12 protein-coding genes are annotated in these 16,635 nt (G+C 62.2%); 4 read left to right on the forward strand and 8 right to left on the reverse strand.

Annotation, left to right across the window (positions count from 1 at the left end):
* The first annotated feature begins 40 nt into the window (after positions 1 to 40).
* Complete coding sequence (gene recO, locus EIY72_RS24625; protein ID WP_093214370.1) at positions 41 to 730, forward strand: DNA repair protein RecO; 690 nt, start codon at positions 41 to 43, stop codon at positions 728 to 730.
* A 49-nt stretch (positions 731 to 779) separates the two neighbouring features.
* A complete protein-coding gene (gene pdxJ, locus EIY72_RS24630; protein WP_093214373.1) occupies positions 780 to 1,526 on the forward strand; it encodes a pyridoxine 5'-phosphate synthase in 747 nt (248 codons plus the stop codon).
* A 111-nt stretch (positions 1,527 to 1,637) separates the two neighbouring features.
* Here pdxJ and mltF read toward each other — a convergent pair whose 3' ends face one another.
* On the reverse strand, positions 1,638 to 3,098 hold the full coding sequence (gene mltF / locus EIY72_RS24635) for a membrane-bound lytic murein transglycosylase MltF (RefSeq protein WP_093214379.1): 1,461 nt from the start codon (positions 3,096 to 3,098) through the stop codon (positions 1,638 to 1,640).
* A 285-nt stretch (positions 3,099 to 3,383) separates the two neighbouring features.
* Here mltF and purL point away from each other — a divergent pair, with 285 nt between their 5' ends.
* Both purL and EIY72_RS24645 read left to right on the forward strand, forming a co-directional pair.
* Positions 3,384 to 7,280, forward strand: coding sequence for a phosphoribosylformylglycinamidine synthase (gene purL, locus EIY72_RS24640; protein ID WP_093214391.1), 3,897 nt, complete (start codon positions 3,384 to 3,386; stop codon positions 7,278 to 7,280).
* Between the two features lie 5 nt (positions 7,281 to 7,285).
* Complete coding sequence (locus tag EIY72_RS24645) at positions 7,286 to 7,597, forward strand: YqfO family protein (RefSeq protein ID WP_093214395.1); 312 nt, start codon at positions 7,286 to 7,288, stop codon at positions 7,595 to 7,597.
* Between the two features lie 198 nt (positions 7,598 to 7,795).
* Here EIY72_RS24645 and nagE read toward each other — a convergent pair whose 3' ends face one another.
* The 7 genes from nagE to EIY72_RS24680 form a co-directional block, all read right to left on the reverse strand.
* Positions 7,796 to 9,511: an N-acetylglucosamine-specific PTS transporter subunit IIBC gene (nagE, locus tag EIY72_RS24650; RefSeq protein ID WP_093214399.1), complete on the reverse strand. Its 1,716-nt coding sequence runs from the start codon at positions 9,509 to 9,511 to the stop codon at positions 7,796 to 7,798.
* Positions 9,512 to 9,551: 40 nt separating this feature from the next.
* Positions 9,552 to 12,068 (reverse strand): phosphoenolpyruvate--protein phosphotransferase, encoded by a 2,517-nt coding sequence (gene ptsP, locus EIY72_RS24655; protein WP_093214405.1) that lies wholly within the window; start codon positions 12,066 to 12,068, stop codon positions 9,552 to 9,554.
* 153 nt (positions 12,069 to 12,221) lie between these two features.
* Complete coding sequence (locus EIY72_RS24660; protein ID WP_093214409.1) at positions 12,222 to 13,244, reverse strand: SIS domain-containing protein; 1,023 nt, start codon at positions 13,242 to 13,244, stop codon at positions 12,222 to 12,224.
* A complete protein-coding gene (gene nagA, locus EIY72_RS24665; RefSeq protein ID WP_093214414.1) occupies positions 13,225 to 14,331 on the reverse strand; it encodes an N-acetylglucosamine-6-phosphate deacetylase in 1,107 nt (368 codons plus the stop codon). Before nagA ends, EIY72_RS24660 begins: the two co-directional genes overlap by 20 nt.
* A gap of 29 nt (positions 14,332 to 14,360) precedes the next feature.
* The gene (locus EIY72_RS24670) at positions 14,361 to 15,092 is read right to left on the reverse strand and encodes a GntR family transcriptional regulator (RefSeq protein WP_093214419.1); all 732 of its coding nucleotides are present in this window, start codon (positions 15,090 to 15,092) and stop codon (positions 14,361 to 14,363) included.
* A 295-nt stretch (positions 15,093 to 15,387) separates the two neighbouring features.
* On the reverse strand, positions 15,388 to 15,891 hold the full coding sequence (locus tag EIY72_RS24675) for a L,D-transpeptidase family protein (RefSeq protein ID WP_093214424.1): 504 nt from the start codon (positions 15,889 to 15,891) through the stop codon (positions 15,388 to 15,390).
* Positions 15,892 to 15,939: 48 nt separating this feature from the next.
* Positions 15,940 to 16,488, reverse strand: coding sequence for an NUDIX hydrolase (locus EIY72_RS24680; protein WP_093214430.1), 549 nt, complete (start codon positions 16,486 to 16,488; stop codon positions 15,940 to 15,942).
* Positions 16,489 to 16,635: the final 147 nt, after the last annotated feature.

Below are 16,635 nucleotides of genomic sequence, written 5' to 3' on the forward strand. Positions count from 1 at the left end.
GCTCCCTCGCCACAGTGGATCTCCAGAGATTCGAAAACTGATGTCATCCAGCCCACCCATCCCCCAACCCGCCTACGTCCTCCACTCGCGCGCCTACCGCGAGACCAGTGCGCTGGTCGACTTTCTCACGCCGCAAGGCCGGCTGCGGGCGGTGTTGCGCAGTGCGCGGGGCAAGGCCGGAACACTGGCGCGGCCCTTCGTGCCGCTGGAAGTGGAGTTTCGCGGCAAGGGCGAGTTGAAGAATGTCGGGCGCATGGAAAGTGCCGGTGTCTCTGCCTGGCTCAATGGCGAGGCGCTGTTCAGTGGGCTGTATCTCAATGAGTTGCTGATTCGCCTGCTCCCGGCTGAAGACCCTTTCCCTTCGGTATTCGATCATTACGCCGCGACCCTGGTCGCTCTGGCCGAAGGTCGAGCGCTGGAACCTTTGCTGCGCTCTTTCGAGTGGCGCCTGCTTGATGATCTCGGCTACGGATTCTCGCTGACCACAGACATTCACGATGAGGCCATTGCTCCCGACGGCCTGTACCGATTGCAAGTGGATGCAGGGCTGGAGCGGGTTTATCTGCTGCAACCCGGGTTGTTCAATGGCACAGAGCTGCTGGCCATGGCTGAAGCGGACTGGAGTGCGCCCGGTGCATTGTCGGCTGCCAAGCGCTTGATGCGCCAGGCGCTGGCCGTTCACCTGGGCGGTCGTCCATTGGTCAGTCGTGAGCTGTTTCGCAAGCCGTAGTCTCCCCGTATGCTGTGCACCGAACTTTCTCTTCTTCTGGAGCGCTTCCGTGACCACCAGCACCCGTATTCTTCTTGGCGTGAACATCGACCACGTTGCCACCCTGCGTCAGGCCCGGGGCACTCGTTACCCGGACCCGGTCAAGGCGGCACTGGACGCGGAAGAGGCGGGCGCCGACGGCATTACCGTGCACCTGCGTGAAGACCGTCGGCATATCCAGGAACGCGACGTGCTGGTGCTCAGCGAAGTGCTGCAAACCCGTATGAATTTCGAGATGGGCGTGACCGAAGAAATGATGGCCTTCGCCGAGCGCATTCGTCCTGCGCATATCTGCCTGGTGCCGGAAACCCGTCAGGAACTGACCACCGAGGGCGGTCTGGACGTGGCGGGGCAGGAAGCGCGGATCAAGGCCGCGGTTGAGCGCCTGTCGAAGACCGGTGCCGAAGTGTCGCTGTTCATCGATGCCGACGAACGCCAGATCGAAGCTTCACGCCGTGTCGGCGCGCCGGCCATCGAACTGCACACCGGTCGTTACGCCGATGCCGAGACCTCGACCGAGGTGGCTGAAGAACTCAAGCGCATTGCCGATGGCGTGGCTTTTGGTCTGGCTCAGGGCCTGATCGTCAACGCCGGCCATGGCCTGCACTATCACAACGTCGAGGCAGTAGCGGCGATCAAGGGCATCAACGAGCTGAACATCGGCCACGCGCTGGTGGCCCACGCCTTGTTCGTTGGCTTCAAGTCGGCCGTGTCAGAAATGAAGGCCCTGATCCTGGCGGCTGCCGCCAAGGCTTAAAAGCCAACACATAACTTGTAGGAGCGAGCTTGCTCGCGATGGGCTTGAGAGCGCCGCGTTCATTCAGAACACCTGCGTTATCGTTACCCACCATCGCGAGCAAGCTCGCTCCTACAGCGGCGCAGGCTCCTGCGCCGGTTTGGTCTTGTCGATCCCCGGCACCAGCAACTTGCCCTCGGCGACCTGGTCGCCCTCAAGCTGCGGCTGCGTGACCCACGTCAGGATGTCGTAGTAGCGACGGATGTTCGCCACGAAATGCACCGGCTCACCGCCACGGGCGTAGCCGTAGCGGGTCTTGCTGTACCACTTCTTCTCGGCCAGGCGCGGCAGGATCTTCTTCACGTCCAGCCACTTGTTCGGGTTCAACCCTTCCTTGGCCGCCAGTTTGCGCGCGTCATCCAGGTGCCCGCTGCCGACGTTGTAGGCCGCCAGGGCGAACCAGGTGCGGTCCGGCTCCTGGATCGAATCATCCAGCTGATCCTTCATGTAGGCCAGGTACTTGGCGCCACCCATGATGCTCTGTTTCGGATCGAGTCGGTTGGAAACACCCATGGCCTGCGCCGTGTTCTGGGTCAGCATCATCAGGCCGCGTACGCCGGTCTTGGAGGTGACCGCAGGCTGCCAGAGCGACTCCTGATAGCCGATGGCGGCCAGCAGGCGCCAGTCGACTTTTTCTTTCTTGGCGTAGGCCTTGAAGTGCTGCTCGTACTTGGGCAACCGTTGCTGCAGGTGCTGGGCGAAGGTGGTGGCGCCCATGTAGCCAAGCACATCGACGTGCCCGTAGTAGCGGTCCTTGAGGCGTTGCAGCGTGCCGTTCTTCTTGACCTTGTCGAGGTACTCGTTGACCTCGTTGAGCAGGCTGTTGTCGTCGCCGGCGGCGACCGCCCAACTCTGGTTGTTGGCATCACCGAGGTCGAAGGCGACCCGGATGTTTGTGAAATACACCTGGTTCATCGCCACTTCGTTGGAGTCGACCAGGGTCAGGTCGATCTGGCCTTCATCGACCATCCGCAGCAGGTCGACCACCTCGACGGCGTCGGACTCTTCGTACTCGATGCCGGGATTCTGCTGCTTGAGCTGGGCCAGTTGTTCAGCATGGGTGCTGCCTTTGAGCACCATGATCTTCTTGCCCACCAGATCCTTGGCATCGGTTGGCCGCGACTGGCCGTTGCGATAGATGATCTGCGGGGTGACTTCCAGATAAGAGTGGGAGAAGCGCACCTGCTTCTTGCGTTCTTCGCTGCTGACCAGACCAGCGGCCGCGAGGACCGGGCCATTGGGCTTGCCGATCTGGCTGAACAGGTCGTCGAGGTTGTCGGCGGTCTCGATCTCGAGCTTGACCCCCAAATCGTCGGCGAAACGCTTCACCAGCTCGTATTCGAAGCCGGTTTCACCGTTGCGATCCTGAAAGTAGGTGGCGGGGCTGTTGCGGGTAATGACCCGCAGCACACCATCCTCCTTTACACGCTCCAGGGTGTTGGGTTTATCAACACAACCACCGAGCATCAGGAAGAGTCCGGTTGCGATCAGCCATTTGGCAAATCGCGGACGCAAAGCCATTGGGGAAAACATCTGCGCAGTATACGCAAAGGACCACGGGCGCCATATCTCGACAGCAACGGGGTTGTCTGCTAGCGATCACAAAATCGGCCGAAACCCCGCAGGAATGGGCGTTTTCTGCATTTTGTTACAGTAAAAATAAGCTGTCGTCAGAGCCCTGATTATCCTGACTTTCGAGGCAGAAACACAGAATGGCACCCGAGTGCAACCGTGCGTAGCGTTTCGGGTGATGTTGAGGGCGGTTTACGCTAGAATGCACGGCCTCAAAGCACACCCCTTCCCGAGGCTGTCCCGAAGATGTTGATCCTGCGCGGCGCTCCTGCCCTTTCTGCCTTTCGCCACAGCAAGCTCCTTGAGCAACTGAGCCAGAAGGTTCCGGCTGTCAGTGGCCTGTATGCTGAATTCGCTCACTTCGCCGAAGTTACCGGCGTCCTGACCGGCGACGAACAGCAGGTGCTTGCGCGCCTTCTGAAGTACGGTCCAAGTGTTCCGGTACAAGAGCCGACCGGCCGTCTGTTCCTGGTGCTGCCACGTTTTGGCACCATCTCGCCGTGGTCGAGCAAGGCCAGCGACATCGCGCGCAATTGCGGCCTGAGCAAGATCCAGCGCCTGGAGCGCGGTATCGCGTTCTACGTCGCCGGCCAGTTCAGCGACGCTGACGCTCAGTTGATCGCTGACGGTCTGCACGACCGCATGACCCAGATCGTTCTGGGCAACCTGGAGCAGGCCGCCGGCCTGTTCAGCCACGCCGAGCCAAAGCCGCTGACTGCCATCGACGTGTTGGGCGGCGGCCGTGCCGCGCTGGAAAAAGCCAACACCGAGCTGGGCCTGGCCCTGGCCGAAGACGAGATCGATTACCTGGTCAACGCCTTCGTCGGCTTGAAGCGCAACCCCCATGACATCGAACTGATGATGTTCGCCCAGGCGAACTCCGAGCACTGCCGCCACAAGATTTTCAACGCCAGTTGGGACATCGACGGGCAGAGCCAGGAAAAAAGCCTGTTCGGCATGATCAAGAACACCTACCAGATGCACAGCGAAGGCGTGTTGTCCGCTTACAAGGACAACGCTTCGGTGATCGTCGGTTCCGTCGCCGGGCGCTTCTTCCCGGACCCTGAAACCCGCCAGTACGGCGCGGTGCAGGAACCGGTGCACATTCTGATGAAGGTCGAGACCCACAACCATCCGACCGCGATCGCTCCGTTCCCGGGCGCGTCCACCGGTTCCGGTGGCGAGATCCGTGACGAAGGTGCAACGGGCCGTGGCGCCAAGCCAAAGGCTGGCCTGACCGGTTTCACCGTATCCAACCTGCAGATCCCGGGCTTTGAACAGCCGTGGGAAGTGCCGTACGGCAAGCCTGAGCGCATCGTCACCGCGCTGGACATCATGATCGAAGGCCCATTGGGCGGCGCCGCGTTCAACAACGAATTCGGCCGTCCGGCACTGACCGGCTACTTCCGTACCTTCGAACAATCGATCACCACCCCGCACGGTGATGAAGTTCGCGGTTACCACAAGCCGATCATGCTGGCCGGCGGCATGGGCAACATCCGTGAAGAGCACGTCAAGAAAGGCGAGATCGTCGTCGGCTCCAAGCTGATCGTGCTCGGCGGCCCGGCGATGCTGATCGGCCTGGGTGGCGGCGCCGCTTCCTCCATGGCCACCGGCACCAGCTCGGCCGACCTGGACTTCGCTTCGGTACAGCGCGAAAACCCGGAAATGGAACGTCGCTGCCAGGAAGTCATCGACCGTTGCTGGCAACTGGGTGACAAGAACCCGATCAGCTTCATCCACGACGTGGGCGCGGGCGGTCTGTCCAACGCCTTCCCGGAACTGGTCAACGACGGCGACCGCGGTGGCCGTTTCGAACTGCGCAACATTCCCAACGACGAGCCGGGCATGGCCCCGCACGAAATCTGGTCCAACGAATCCCAGGAACGTTACGTCCTGGCGGTCGGCCCGGCGGATTTCGAGCGCTTCAAGGCCATCTGCGAACGTGAGCGTTGCCCGTTCGCCGTGGTCGGCGAAGCCACTGCCGAACCGCAACTGACCGTAACCGACAGCCACTTCGGCAACAGCCCGGTGGACATGCCACTCGAAGTGCTGCTGGGCAAGGCCCCGCGCATGCACCGCTCGGTGGTTCGTGAGAACGAGCTGGGCGACGATTTCGATCCGTCGACCCTGAACATCGCCGACTGCGTCGAGCGCGTTCTGCATCACCCGGCCGTGGCCAGCAAGAGTTTCCTGATCACCATCGGCGACCGCACCATCACCGGCCTGGTTGCCCGCGATCAGATGGTTGGTCCATGGCAGGTGCCGGTAGCGGACGTTGCCGTGACCGCCACCAGTTTCGACGTTTATACCGGTGAAGCCATGGCCATGGGCGAGCGTACTCCGCTGGCGCTGCTGGACGCCCCGGCGTCGGGTCGCATGGCCATCGGTGAAACCCTGACCAACATCGCTGCTTCGCGCATCGGCAAGATCTCCGACATCAAGCTGTCGGCGAACTGGATGTCCGCGGCCGGTCACCCGGGCGAAGACGCCCGCCTGTACGACACCGTGAAAGCGGTCGGCATGGAGCTGTGCCCGGAACTGGGCATCACCATTCCGGTGGGCAAGGACTCGATGTCCATGGCCACGCGCTGGAACGACAAGGGCGAAGACAAGGCGGTCACCTCGCCAATGTCGCTGATCGTCACCGGTTTCGCGCCGGTGACCGACGTCCGCCAGACCCTGACCCCGCAACTGCGCATGGACAAGGGCACCACCGACCTGATCCTGATCGACCTCGGTCGTGGCCAGAACCGCATGGGCGCCTCGATCCTCGCGCAGGTACACGGCAAGCTCGGCAAGCAGGCTCCGGACGTCGATGACGCCGAAGACCTGAAAGCCTTCTTCGCCGTGATCCAGGGCCTCAACGCCGACGGTCACCTGCTGGCTTACCACGACCGTTCCGACGGTGGTCTGCTGACCAGCGTGGTCGAGATGGCCTTCGCCGGTCACTGCGGCCTGAGCCTGAACCTCGACAGCCTGGCGGACTCCTCGGCCGACATCGCCGCGATCCTGTTCAACGAAGAGCTGGGCGCGGTGATCCAGGTTCGCCAGGACGCTACCCCGGACATCCTCGCGCAGTTCAGCGCTGCCGGCCTGGGTGACTGCGTGTCGGTGATCGGTCAGCCGATCAACAATGGCGAGATCAACATCACCTTCAACGGTGACACCGTGTTCGAAGGCCAGCGTCGTCTGCTGCAACGTCAGTGGGCCGAGACCAGCTACCAGATCCAGCGCCTGCGTGATAACGCCGACTGCGCGCAGCAAGAGTTCGACGTGCTGCTGGAAGAAGACAACCCTGGCCTGAGCGTCAAGCTGAGCTACGACATCAACCAGGACATCGCCGCGCCTTACATCAAGAAAGGCATTCGTCCGAAGGTTGCCGTGCTGCGCGAGCAGGGCGTCAACGGTCAGGTGGAAATGGCCGCCGCGTTCGACCGCGCCGGTTTCAGCGCGATCGACGTGCACATGAGCGACATTCTGGCCGGCCGCGTCGACCTGAACGAGTTCAAGGGCATGGTCGCTTGTGGCGGTTTCTCCTACGGTGACGTGCTGGGTGCCGGTGAAGGCTGGGCCAAGTCGGCACTGTTCAACAGCCGTGCCCGCGATGCCTTCCAGGGCTTCTTCGAGCGCAACGACAGCTTCACCCTCGGTGTGTGCAACGGTTGCCAGATGATGTCCAACCTGCACGAACTGATCCCGGGCAGCGAGCTCTGGCCGCACTTCGTGCGTAACCGTTCCGAGCAGTTCGAAGCGCGTGTGGCGATGGTGCAGATCCAGGAATCGAACTCGATCTTCCTGCAAGGCATGGCCGGTTCGCGTATGCCGATCGCCATTGCCCACGGTGAAGGTCATGCCGAGTTCGCCAGCGAAGAGGCACTGCTGGAAGCCGACCTGTCCGGTTGCGTGGCAATGCGTTTCGTCGACAACCACGGCAAGGTCACCGAAAGCTACCCGGCCAACCCGAACGGCTCGCCGCGCGGGATTACCGGTCTGACCAGCCGCGACGGTCGCGTGACCATCATGATGCCGCACCCGGAGCGTGTGTTCCGCGCCGTGCAGAACTCGTGGCGTTCCGATGACTGGAACGAAGACGCTCCGCTGATGCGCATGTTCCGTAACGCTCGCGTGTGGGTGAACTAAGGCCTGTGTACAAGCTCGGCTTTTTCGTTCCGGCCAGTCATGTGGAACAGGTCAAAAGTGCCGTATTCGCCGCCGGTGGTGGGCGGATCGGCGCTTACGATCATTGCGCATGGCAGGTGTTGGGCCTGGGTCAGTTTCGTCCTCTGGACGGCAGCCAGCCGTTCATTGGCGAAGCGGGGCAGGTCGAACAGGTCGAGGAGTGGAAGGTTGAGCTGGTTGTGGCCGATGAGTTGATTCGTTCGGTGGTGGCGGCTCTGAAGCAGAGCCACCCCTACGAGACACCGGCTTATGAGGTGTGGCGGCTGGAGGATTTCTGATTCTCGACCGCTGAAATGAAAAACCCGCTGAAAGTGATTTCAGCGGGTTTTTTGTTGCCCCGGATTTTGTGCTGACCGTCAGGGCCTCTTCGCGAGCAAGCTCGCTCCCACAATGGTCCGGTGTTCGCGGATCAAATGTGGGAGCTAGCCTGCTCCGGGCGGCGTTCCGACGATGAAGGACTATCAGGCACAGAGAAGCTAAACCCTGGCACTCACCTCACTGCGATTGACCAGCCTCTCCAGCGCTGCACACAAACTCTGCGCCTTGTCCCCAATCAACAGGTGCCAGACACCACCGTCCAACTGACTCACACCCTGACACCCCAGTGCTTTCAATTCACTCTCCGGCAGGGCATTGCTGCCAGCCAGTTGCAGGCGAATGCGGGTCATCGCGATGCAGTCGAGTTGCAGCACATTTTCACTGCCACCCAGGGCATTCAGCCATTGTTGTGCTTCGGATGTGGCGACATCGGCAGCGGGCGGTGAGTCGATCTCCGCTGCCGGTGACGAGGTAATGGCGCGGCCCAGTGCTGGCATGGCCAGGCGAATCTCATCGGCAATCGCATCGGCCATCGGCCCGACCACCACTTGCAGGCTTCCGCCTTTACCGGGGCGTACCACTGCCATCGCACCCAATGCTTTCAACTCCGCATCCGAGACCTTGTTGCGATCGACCATGTCCAGCCGCAGCCGCGTGGTGCAGGCGCCGACCGTGATCAGGTTGGCTGCGCCACCCAGTGCCTTGATATAAGCCCCGGCACGCTCGTTTTCTGCTACGGCGATTTGTCCGGTGACGGCGACGTCTTCACGGCCAGGCGTCTTGAGGTTGAAGCGACGAATGCAGAAGTCGAACACCGCGTAGTAGATCACTGCATACGCCAGGCCCACCGGTACCACCAGCCAGCCGTTGGTTGACTTGCCCCAACCGAGGATCATGTCGATGAAACCGCCGGAAAAGGTGAAGCCCAGGTGAATGTTCAGCGCATTGGTGATCGCCATCGACAGGCCAGTCAGCAAGGCGTGCAGCAGGTACAGCAGCGGCGCGAGGAACATGAAGGCAAACTCGATGGGTTCGGTCACGCCAGTCAGGAACGAGGTCAGCGCCATCGACAGGAAAATCCCTCCCATCACTTTGCGCCGTTCCGGCAAGGCGTTGCGGTACATCGCCAGGCAGGCGGCGGGAAGGCCGAAGATCATCATCGGGAACATGCCGGTCATGAACTGGCCGCCTTTCGGGTCGCCAGCGAAATAGCGTGACAAGTCCCCGGTTACCAGCGCCCCGGTAGTCGGGTCGGTGAAGTTGCCGAACACGAACCAGGCCATGTTGTTGAGGATGTGATGCAGGCCGGTGACGATCAGCAGGCGGTTGAACACGCCGAAGACGAAGGCGCCGAAACTTCCGCTCTCCATCATCAGGGTGCCGAAGCTGTTGATGGCGTGCTGGATCGGCGGCCAGATGTAGCCGAAGGCGACCCCGAGGCCGACGGCGGCGAAGCCGGTGATGATCGGCACGAAGCGCCGACCACCGAAAAACGCCAGGTACTCCGGCAGCTTGATGTCCTTGAAGCGGTTGTACAGCGCACCGGCCATCAAACCACTGACGATCCCGGCGAGCATGCCCATGTTGATGCTCGCGTCGAGCACCTTGAGCGTGGAGATCATCACCAGGTAGCCGATCACCCCGGCAAGGCCAGCAGTGCCGTTGTTGTCCTTGGCGAACCCGACGGCGATGCCGATGGCGAAGATCATCGCCAGGTTGGCGAAGATCACCTGACCGGCATCGTGGATGATCGCGATGTTCAGCAGGTCGGTATCGCCCAGGCGCAGGAGCAGCCCGGCAATCGGCAGGATCGCGATCGGCAGCATCAGCGCGCGACCGAGGCGTTGCAGGCCTTCGATGAAGTATTGGTACATGGCGCTTCTCCGTGGGTTCTTGTTGTTCTTGGGCAAAAGCTCAGCCCAACGGCCAATGCTGGTGACAGGCGTGTCGTACGGCGCTGGCGCTGCTCAACGTGAGCAGGTCCTGGCTGATGCGTCGGCATTCGCTGGCATCGAGGTGACGCACGCGATCCTTGATTTCTGCGACCTGCACCGGGCTGACCGACAGCTCGCGGACGCCGAGGCCGATCAATAGCGCAGTGGCCAGTGGGTCCGATGCCAGCGCACCGCACACGCCGACCCAGCAGTCATGCACAGCAGCACCGGCGCAGGTTTGGGCAATCAACCGCAACAAGGCTGGATGCAGGGCATCGACCCGCGCCGCGAGGCCGGCGTGATCGCGGTCCATGGCCAGGGTGTATTGCGACAGGTCGTTGGTGCCAATGGACAGGAAGTCCGCGTGCTCGGCCAGTTGTTCGGCCAACAGCGCAGCGGCCGGCACTTCGATCATCACGCCCAGTTGCGGACGCTGCTTGACCCTGAGTTCACTGCACAGGGCATCGAGACGCCGGCGGATATGCAGCAGTTCGTCGACCTCGGTCACCATCGGCAGGAGGATCCGGCAACGCGACAGCGGGCTCACCTGCAGCAGCGCGCGCAGTTGTTGATCGAGCAGTTCGGGGCGAACCTGAGCCAGGCGAATGCCGCGCAGACCGAGCACCGGGTTGGCCTCCACGGGCAGTGGCAGGTAATCGAGTTGTTTGTCGCCGCCGACATCGATGGTGCGGATGATCACCGACTTGTCGCCCATGGCGTCGAGCACGGCTTGATAGGCCAGGCGTTGTTCCTGTTCATCCGGTGCGGTGTGGCGATCGACGAAGAGGAATTCAGTGCGCAACAGGCCGACGCCGTCAGCGCCATTGGCCAGGGCCTCGGCGGCTTCGGTGGCGGATGCAACATTGGCGGCGACTTCGATGTGCAGGCCATCGCGGGTCAGTGCCGACGAGTGCGCCTGTGCTTGCTGTTCGGCGCGGCGTTGTTGCTGCTGTAGCTGGATCTGGTGGACCTCCGCCAGCCGCTCGGGGCCAGGCGTCAACTCGAGGCGACCGCCATCGGCGTCCAGCACGACTGATTGGCCTTGTGGCTGATCGAGCAGTGTCGATCCCAGCGCGACCATGCAGGGCAGGCCTTTGCCGCGGGCAAGGATGGCGACATGGGAGGTCGCGCCACCTTCGGCCATGCACAGTCCGCCGACGCCTTGCTGGCTTAGTTGAAGCAGGTCGGACGGTGTCAGTTCATGGGCGGCGACGATGGCACCGGCCGGCACCTCGTAATGCCAGGCGTCGCCGAGCAGCGCGCGCAATACCCGTTGCTTGAGGTCGATGAGGTCGTTGGCGCGCTCGGCGAGCAAGGTGCTGCCGGTTTGCCGGAGTACCTCGCATTGCGACTCAATCGCCTGGCTCCAGGCGTGCGTCGCGGCCATGCCCGAGGCCATGAACTGGCCTGCGGCCTCCAGCAGTGCAGGATCCTCAAGCAAGGCCAGGTGCGCGCTGAAGATCGCTTCTTCGTCGCTGTTGCGCTGTTTTTTTGCCTGGTTCAGTGTGTGGTCGATGTCACTGCGGACCTGATTCAGCGCAGTTTCCAGAGCTTGCAGTTGCTGCTGTGGATCATGATCACCGGGATCTTGTGGCAGGCTGATGGCGCTCAGGCGAAACAACGGCCCGCTGACCAGGCCCGGTGCTGCGCAAACGCCGTGCAATACGCCTGCTTCGGCGGCACGCACACGGGCAGCGGGCATGGCTGGCGCCGCTGCGTGGCTGTCTTCGGCCAGCGCTGTGGAAAGTGCTGCCAGCAATGCCTGTAATGCCGCCTCGGCATCCGGTCCCTGGCAGCTGACATGCACCTCGGCTTGCTCACCGATAGCCAGACCCATCAGCCCGATCAGGCTGTCGCAGGTCGCCGACTTGCCAGCGTAATGCAGCCAGGATTTGCTCTTGAAGCCTTGCGCGGTCTGGCGGATCAGCGCCGCAGGGCGAGCGTGCAAGCCGCCGCGATGGGCGATACGGACGTGTCCTGTCAGCTCCTCGCCGATGAAGTCCTCAGCGGACTCCCCGCCCGATGTCTGCCGCCGGATGATGTGCAGCAGCGGTTCGCCGACCTTCACTGACTTCAGGGTAATGGGCCGCACCTGAAAGTCCTGGCTGTTGGTGAGGATCAGCAGGCTGACCAGGCTTTTGCATTGTTGCGCGACCTGGTCCAGGTCGTAGCGCAGCAGTGGCTGGCTGTTGCTGACCCGGTCGCCTTCCTTGACCAGCACCGAGAAGCCTTGACCTTGCAACTCCACGGTATCCAGGCCCAGGTGCAGCAGCAGTTCGGCACCGTTGTCGGCTCGCAGTGTCAGCGCGTGACCTGTACGGGCAATGTGCACCACGACGCCGGCGCACGGTGCGTGCAGGGTGTCATTCAGCGGATCGATGGCGATACCGTCACCCATGGTGCCGCTGGCGAACACCGGGTCCGGGACTTTCGCGAGCGTGAGTACCGGGCCGCTGAGCGGGGCGCTGAGGGTCAGCTCTTTATTGTTGTTGTGCATGGCTCGGTCTCATAAAAAGTTCGGATCAACACATCACCCTGTGGGAGAGAGCTTGCTCCGGGCGGCGTTCCGACGATGGCGGCATTCCAGTCGCAGTTGAATATCGGATGTACCGACGTCATCGCGAGCAAGCTCGCTCCTACAGGGAGGGCGTTAATGGGTTCGGGTGACCTTGCTCAAATGCCGCGGCTGATCCGGGTCCATGCCGCGGGCGACGGCGAGGTTGGCGGCCATCACATAGAAGCTCTGGATCGCCAGGATCGGATCGAGGGCCGGGTGTTCGGCGCGGGTCAATGTCAGGTCGCGTTCGCGCACGTCGTCCGGTGCGGCCAGCAGCACGCGGGCGCCGCGCTGGCGCATGTCGGCGGCCAGGCTGAGCAAGCCGGCCTGTTCGGCACCACGCGGGGCGAATACCAGCAGTGGGTAGTTATCACCGATCAGCGCCATCGGACCGTGACGTACCTCGGCGCTGCTGAAGGCTTCGGCCTGGATCGCCGAGGTTTCCTTGAACTTGAGCGCCGCTTCCTGGGCGATGGCGAACCCGGCGCCACGGCCGATGACCATCAGGCGTTGGCAATCGCGCAGGGCTTTGACGGCCACGCTCCAGTCCTGCTGCGCGGCGTCGCGCAGACCTTCGGGCAGGGCGAGGCCGGCTTCGAGCAGGTCGCCGTCTTCTTTCCAGTGGCCGATCAGTCGTGCGCTGGCGCTGAGGGTGGCGATGAAACTCTTGGTCGCTGCCACGCTGCTTTCCGTGCCGGCGCACAGGGGCAGGCTGAATTCGCAGGCGGCTTCCAGAGGTGAATCTTCGGCATTGACCAGGGAAATGCTCAGGGCGCCACGTTTGCGCAGCAGACGCAGGCTGTTCACCAGGTCAGGGCTTTGCCCCGATTGCGAAAAGGCGAACGCCACCTGACCGCTGACCTTCAAGGGCGCCTGTTGCATGGTCACCACCGACATGGGCAACGAGGCCACCGGAATGCCCAGCAGTTGCATGGTCAGGTAAGCGAAGTAACTCGCTGCGTGATCGGAGCTGCCGCGGGCCACGGTCATGGCTACTTGCGGTGGCTGGCGACGCAAACGCCCGGCGATTTCGATCATCTGCGGATCGAGCTGCTGCAATTGGGCGTGCACGGCCTCGAACGAGGACAGCGCCTCTTCAAGCATTTTTGAAGTCAATGTCTTCTCCTTCGACCATGACGGCGGTCAGTGTGAGTGAACGGTCCAGCCGCACGCAGTCGGCCCAGGCGCCGGGCTGCAGGCGCCCGCGTTCGGTGATGCCGAGGTAGTCGGCGGGGAATTGCGACAGGCGTTGCGAGGCTTCGGCGATGGGCAGGCCGATCTTCACCAGATTGCGCAGGGCCTGGTCCATGGTCAGGGTGCTGCCGGCCAGGGTGCCGTCGGGCAGGCGTACGCCGCCCAGGCATTTGGTCACGGTGTGGCTGCCGAGCTTGTATTGGCCATCGGGCATGCCGGCGGCCGCGGTCGAGTCGGTGACGCAATACAGGCACGGGATCGAGCGCAGGGCCACGCGTATGGCACCAGGGTGCACGTGCAGCAGGTCGGGGATCAGTTCGGCATATCGGGCGTGGGCCAGAGCGGCGCCGACGATGCCCGGTTCGCGGTGATGCAGCGGGCTCATGGCGTTGTACAAATGGGTGAAACTGGTGGCTCCCGCTTCCAGCGCGGCCACGCCTTCCTCGTAGCTGCCCAGGGTGTGGCCAATCTGCATGCGCACGCCCCGGTTGCTCAAGTCACGGATCAAGGCCGCGTGACCGGCGATTTCCGGGGCGATGGTGATCACCCGAATCGGCGCCAGCGCCAGGTACTCCTCGACTTCGGCCATCAGAGCGGTGTGGGCGAAGTTGGGTTGTGCGCCGAGTTTGCCCGGGTTGATGTACGGACCTTCCAGGTGCACGCCCAGCACCCGCGCGCTGCCTTGCGGCCGTGTTTCGCAGAATTCGCCGACGGCCTTGAGCACGCTGGAAATCTCTTCGCTCGGCGCAGTCATGGTGGTGGCCAGCAGCGAAGTGGTGCCGAAACGCACGTGTGTTCTGGTGATGGTCTCGAACGCCGGAGCACCTTCCATGATGTCCTTGCCGCCACCGCCGTGGACGTGCAGGTCGATGAACCCCGGCAGCAGGTAGGGCAGATCGTTGTCCGCGGGATCGCAAGGCACGCCTTCAATCGACACGACTTTGCCGTGCTCGTGCACCACTCGGCCGCGAACCCAGCCGTTGGGGGTAAGGATATTGTCTTCGGACATGATCGTATCTCGCTGTGTGGCGACGCGCGCTAGCGGCGCAGCTCGGCAACAAAGTCGTAGTAATCGTTGCGGCAATAGGTGTCGGTGACTTCGATCGGCGTGTTGTCTTCCAGGTAGCCGACCCGGGTCATCAGCAACATGGCGGTGCCCGGAGCGATGCCGACCAGGGCGGCAAACTCGTCCGAGGCGTTGATCGCCTGAATGTGCTGCAAGGCGCGGACGATCGGCTTGCCGATGCCGTCGAGGTATTCGTAAAGCGAGTCGCCGACGGTTTGCGGCTTGGCAATGATCGAGGCGGGCAGGGTGCTCATTTCAATGGCCATGACCGTGTCGTCGGCTTTGCGCAGCCGCTTGAGACGCGCGACCTTGTCGTTGGGCGACAGGCCCAGGCGAATCAGTTCTTCGTGGGTCGGCAGGGTGATGTCCCGCTCCAGCCACTGCGAGCTGGGCACGAAACCCTTGAGGCGCAACATTTCACTGAAACCGGAAAGCCGCGACAGCGGTTGTTCCAGGCGTGGCGTGATGAAGGTGCCGGAACCTTGATTACGGCGGATCAGGCCTTGTTCGAACAACACTTCCAAGGCCTTGCGGGCGGTGACGCGCGAGATGCCGAGCACTTCGCTGAGATTGCGCTCCGACGGCATGGCCTGTTCGGCTTTCCACTGGCCGGCATGGATCGCCGCTTCCAGATTACGCGCCAGTTGCAGGTACAGCGGCGTGGGCTGGGTTTCGTCAGGACGCAGGGCGTGAAGGTCATTCATGTAGGTCTGTTCCGATGCGGTTGTAGGATTGTTGTCGCTCGGTTGTGGGGTGAAACCTAATACCACTTGAATACCATGTCAACGCGGGTGCTGGCGCGCTAACGCAGCAAAACCGGCCTGTTCAGGTGATCTGAAAAGTGCTTGGTTTGAAGTGGTATTAGTGGTGGGTATTCAAAGACAAAAAAAAGCAGCCAGTGCCAGTGCCTTTGAAGAGAAGTGGTATCACTTGTCCCGGCACTGATTCAGGCTGCGTTTTTTTGAATTTATTTTTTCTGGCGACCAATGGTCGTGGGGATTACGGCCGAATCTCGATCATCGTGCCGTCCGGCACCAGGTTCCAGACTTCGCGCATGTCCATGTTGCGCATGGCGATGCAGCCGTCGGTCCAGTCCAGGGTGTGGAACAGGTCTTCCGGGGTGTCTTCGGTGTCCGGGGTGCCATGGATCATGATCATGCCGCCGGGATCGACGCCTTCGCGGCGTGCGCGGGCTGAATCACTGATGTTCGGGTAGGAAATGTGCATCGCCAGGTTGAACTTGTCGCTGACCTTGCGCCAGTCCACCCAGTAGAAGCCTTCAGGCGTGCGTTTGTCACCTTCCATCAGCTTCTGGCCCTTGGGGCGCTTGCCCAGGGAGATGCGGTAGGTCTTGAGTGGTTTGCCGTCGTTGATCAATTGCAGTTGATGGGAAGACTTCAGGACCAGGATTTTCTCGATGACCTTGCCGTCCAGGGTTTCCACGGTCGACGCCTGGGAAACACTGATGAACGTCAAGCAAAAAACGGCAAGCAACCAGCGCATTGAAACAATTCCCCAAAAGGTGTCGCGACTATTTATTTATAGATGTTTTTAGATGGCAGGCTGAGCCAGCGGCGGGATCGATTCCGACCGCACGGGGTAGACTTCGGTCCGCCGGTCAGCGAAGAAGCATTCTAAGGTACGGCCCACCGTGCGGAAAGCCAGGTCGGACCAAGGGATGTCGGCTTCATCGAAAAGCTGCACTTCCAGGCTTTCGGGGCCAGCGGCAAAGTCCAGGTCCGCAAGCTCGGCACGGAAGAACACGTGCACCTGGCTGATGTGCGGCACGTCGATCAGGGTGTAGATGCTCAGGTTGCGTACCCGCGCACAGGCTTCTTCCGCTGTTTCGCGAATGGCCGCCTGTTCGATGGTTTCACCGTTCTCCATGAAGCCGGCGGGCAGGGTCCAGTAGCCCAGCCGTGGCTCGATGGCGCGCCGGCACAGCAGAACCTTGTTGCCCCAGGTCGCCACGCAGCCGGCGACGATATTGGGGTTCTGGTAATGGATGGTGTGACAGCTGTCACAGACAAAACGCAGGCGTGAATCGCCTTCGGGAATGCGTTGGGTCACCGGGTTACCGCACTGGCTGCAAAATTTCATGCTGGGGTCTCTGGAGGCTGCGCCTATCTTGGCGTGCGGCGGTGCCGGTCGGCAAGTTGTCGTTTCGCGACATGGGGCCGATTCGGGGGTTGGGCGGCCGCAATGATTGGTGCATGATGCAGGGTAAGCTACAGATCGAGAACACTC

The organism is Pseudomonas vancouverensis, from assembly GCF_004348895.1.
In the GTDB taxonomy this organism is placed as follows: Bacteria; Pseudomonadota; Gammaproteobacteria; order Pseudomonadales; family Pseudomonadaceae; genus Aquipseudomonas; species Aquipseudomonas vancouverensis.